The 3,405-nt window shown below is 47.0% G+C and carries 3 protein-coding genes; all 3 read left to right on the top strand.

Annotated elements, in window-relative coordinates:
* Positions 1–1,482, top strand: a 1,482-nt coding sequence (locus tag ACWVCM_RS11900; protein WP_455201972.1) for a 3'-5' exonuclease, incomplete at its 5' end; no start/stop codon positions are given.
* Between the two features lie 237 nt (positions 1,483–1,719).
* Positions 1,720–2,838: a TRAP transporter substrate-binding protein gene (locus ACWVCM_RS11895; protein ID WP_455201971.1), complete on the top strand. Its 1,119-nt coding sequence runs from the start codon at positions 1,720–1,722 to the stop codon at positions 2,836–2,838.
* A gap of 26 nt (positions 2,839–2,864) precedes the next feature.
* Entirely contained in the window at positions 2,865–3,332 is a 468-nt protein-coding gene (locus ACWVCM_RS11890) for a phosphate-starvation-inducible protein PsiE (protein WP_455201970.1), read from the top strand.
* Positions 3,333–3,405 lie beyond the last annotated feature (73 nt).

Here is a 3,405-nt window from a genome sequence, read left to right as displayed (position 1 = left end):
GATACCAACTCCATTCAATATGCGTGGATTCGTATGCTGGCTGGTAAAGACACGCATGTGTTTGCGGTGGGTGACGATGACCAGTCCATTTATGGCTGGCGCGGCGCTCGGATTGAGAACATCCAGCATTACAGCAATGATTTTGCCAACACTCACACCGTTAGACTAGAACAAAACTACCGCTCTACCGGGAATATCCTCAAAGCCGCCAATGCTCTGATTGCTAATAATTTTGAACGCCTGGGTAAAAACCTGTGGACTGCCGATGATGATGGTGATCCCATCCAGCTTTACCGTGCCTTCAATGAGCAGGACGAAGCCAGGTTTATTGTCGAAAAAATTCAGGACTGGTCCGACCAGGGTGGACGATTTGATGAATGTGCCGTGTTATATCGCTCAAACGCACAGTCTCGAGTTATCGAAGAAGCATTTCTTCACGCTAACATTCCCTACCGTGTCTACGGTGGCTTACGCTTCTTTGAGCGCGCAGAAATCAAGGATGCTCTGGCTTATGTCAGGCTGGTCGCTCACCAGAATGATGATACCGGTTTTGAGCGTATCGTTAATACGCCAACCCGCGGTATTGGCGAAAAAACGCTATCGGTGATTCGCGACTATGCCCGCCAACACAATACCTCTTTATTCCAGAGCACTAAACACATTATCGCGCAAAATGCATTAAGCCCTCGCGCTCTAAATGCAGTAAAGAATTTTGTGGCATTGATTGAGTCCATGACACAGGACACCAAAGACATGGAGTTACACGAAATTGTCGAGCATGTTATTCATGCCAGTACCCTGTATGACTACTATGACAAAGATAAAACGGAAAAAGGCCAGGGAAGAGTAGAAAACTTGCAGGAATTGATCAGTGCCGCGCAATTTTTTGAAAAAGACGCTGAAGATAAAGAGCTGGACGACCTGTCGGCATTTTTATCGCATGCTGCGCTGGAAGCAGGTGAGGGACAAACCGATGACCGAAACAGCGCGCAGTTAATGACGATGCATTCCGCCAAAGGACTGGAGTTTCCACTGGTGTTTATGTGCGGTGTCGAAGAAGGTCTGTTCCCCCACGAACGATCAGTAGAAGAAGAAGGTCGCCTGGAAGAAGAGCGTCGCCTGTGTTACGTGGGTATTACCCGCGCCAGACAACAACTTTATTTATCCCACGCGGAAAGCCGGCGTCTTTATGGTACAGAAAGCTATCCTTCGCCGTCACGGTTTATTCGCGAGATCCCGAAAGATTTAGTTAACGAAATACGAATCAAGGGCAGCGTTTCGGCACCTGCCAGTTACGCACAAAATATAGCCCATGAATCCGCAGAATTTTTCCTGGGCCAACGGGTCTGCCATGCCAAGTTTGGGGAAGGCGTGGTCTTAAATTATGAAGGCAACGGCCCCAATGCGCGCATCCAGATTAATTTTAACGGTATCGGCAGTAAATGGCTGGTGGTAGCTTACGCCAACCTGCAGGTTGCCTGAGTTCTGTTTGTCATTTCGAAACAGAACGAAATTGGCTTAAGAAATCTGTGTAGTAAATCCTGTGCTGGAGATATAAAATTTCTCGCAACCTGCGGATACTCGAAATGACACCTGTAGGCCGTGAGATAGTTAACTGGTTTGAGTACCAATCTGCATACTAGAGAAAAGAAATAAAAGTATTTAACTGGTGGTTAACTAAACGCAATATCTGGTAACGATAACAAAAGGAATATTGCCATGCGTACATTTCAAGTAGCAATTACATTCACTCTCGCTTTAGTCAGTTTTCTACTTGTCGGTTGTGGTAAACCGCAAGAGTCGTCGCAACAAGCTGCACCTGCGGCTGCCGCCCCTGAAGCTAAAACCTATAACTGGAAAATGGTGACTACCTGGCCACCGAACTTTCCTATTTTCCAGGAAGGGGTTGAGCGCTTTGCCGATGATGTTAACAAAATGAGTAACGGCCGTCTGAACATTAAAGTTTACGCGGGCGGTGAACTGGTACCCGCCTTACAGACCTTTGACGCCGTATCACAGGGCACGGTGGACATTGGCCATGGAGCCGCCTATTACTGGGCAGGCAAGATCCCAGCGGCGCCATTCTTCACAGCGGTACCATTTGGCATGAATGCACAAGGAATGAACGCCTGGCTATATGGGGGTGACGGTTTAAAGTTATGGCGTGAACTATATAGCAAGCACAACCTGGTACCTTTCCCATTGGGGAACACCGGCGTACAAATGGGCGGCTGGTTTAACAAGAAAATTGAATCCGTGGATGATCTTAAAGGTCTGAAAATGCGCATTCCTGGTCTCGGCGGCAAAGTATTTGCTAAAGCCGGCGGCACACCTGTATTACTGGCAGGGGGTGAAATTTATACCTCACTGGAGCGCGGCAACATTGATGCGACCGAATGGGTTGGACCATTCCACGATGAGCGACTGGGTTTATATCGTGCTGCGAAGTACTACTACTACCCCGGATGGCACGAACCTGGCCCAGTTCTCGAGCTAATAGTTAACAAGGGCGCTTATGATTCATTAACCAATGACTTAAAGAAAGTTATCGAAGTTGCGGCAGCTTCGGCAAACGTCTGGATGCTATCGCAGTTTGAAGCAAAAAACCTTGCAGCCTTGCGCAAGTTGAAAGAAGAACATAAGGTCGAAGTACTGCCCTTTCCTGATGATGTCATTAAAGCATTACGCGGCTTTACCAGGGAAGTCCTGGAGGAACAGTCAGCGACCGATGCAGACTTTAAGAAAATTTATGAAGCATATACTGCGTTCAGCAAAGACAATGACGGATGGAATGTGCTATCAGAAGCTGCTTATCAAAGAGCGCGTAATTTGGAGTAGTTTTGATAATAATAGGGTGATTTAAGATGACAAAAGACAAACAGGGCACGGAAGAATTGTCCAAAATAAAAAAGCACCTGGAAACAGCCGGCAATATCTTCGTTGAAAGCTTTCACCTCCTTGCCCTGTTTGTCATAGGTGGTACCGTCCTCTGGTCCGCCGTTGAGGAATACCTGATAATTATCAAGGCTGGCCACCCCACCTTGAAAGACATCCTGTTACTCTTTATATACCTGGAAATAGGCGCGATGGTAGGCATCTATTTTAAAACCAAGCGCCTACCCGTAGTATTTTTGATTTACATTTCGATTACCGCACTTACGCGGGTTTTAACCGTTGATATTAAAACGATGGACTGGCCTCACATCCTGGTAATCAGTGGCGCTATCCTGATACTTGCCCTGTCGGTGACCTTCGTATCCAATAAAAATCCATTATTCAATATCAATAAGAGGCAGGAGGAAGCACAGCCGGACTCCACTGATATTATGTAGGCTTAACGAAAGCTGTCCATTAAATCGGGTAACCACAGGGTGAGTTGCGGAAACATAACCAGTATCGCCAGGG

This window comes from Kaarinaea lacus (assembly GCF_975902315.1).
This window is presented reverse-complemented; position numbering and strand designations above follow the sequence as displayed.

Excerpts from the sequence above, each read along its gene's own strand:
- ACWVCM_RS11890 (WP_455201970.1), top strand. The coding sequence starts at position 2,865 with ATGACAAAAGACAAACAGGGCACGGAAGAATTGTCCAAAATAAAAAAG.
- ACWVCM_RS11895 (WP_455201971.1), top strand. The coding sequence starts at position 1,720 with ATGCGTACATTTCAAGTAGCAATTACATTCACTCTCGCTTTAGTCAGT.